At 32.1% G+C, this 358-nt stretch carries 1 protein-coding gene; it reads right to left on the bottom strand.

Annotated elements, in window-relative coordinates:
- Window positions 1-125 (bottom strand): GTP-binding protein (locus KH400_RS22695; RefSeq protein WP_281418773.1); only part of this gene is annotated, 125 nt, incomplete at its 3' end.
- Window positions 126-358 lie beyond the last annotated feature (233 nt).

Below are 358 nucleotides of genomic sequence, written 5' to 3'. Positions count from 1 at the left end.
CTCATGTCATTTACGATGATAGCAACTTTTAAGCCTTCACGATTTTTCAAGATATGATTTAATAAAGTTGTTTTCCCTGACCCAAGGTAGCCACTTAATACGGTTACTGGAATGATTTTATTCATAAATACCTCCTATATTCATATAAATCGTAATGATTACTATTTTCATATTCTAAACCGTGTCTATATATATTGTCAAAAGATTTTCTTAGCTATGTTTGAACTTTCTTTGCTACGGACAAGATAAAAGAAACTATATAACAAAAAGGAGGAGCGAAAATGGAACAAGAGCATCATATTCATGAAAAACATCCACACAAGCACAGTGTGGCATGTGGTCATACAAAGATAAAGCA

The sequence above is a fragment of the Desertibacillus haloalkaliphilus genome, assembly GCF_019039105.1.
Lineage (GTDB): Bacteria > Bacillota > Bacilli > Bacillales > KJ1-10-99 > Desertibacillus > Desertibacillus haloalkaliphilus.
Note: the sequence above shows the minus strand (reverse complement) of the source record. Positions and strands in the feature narration are given on the sequence as shown.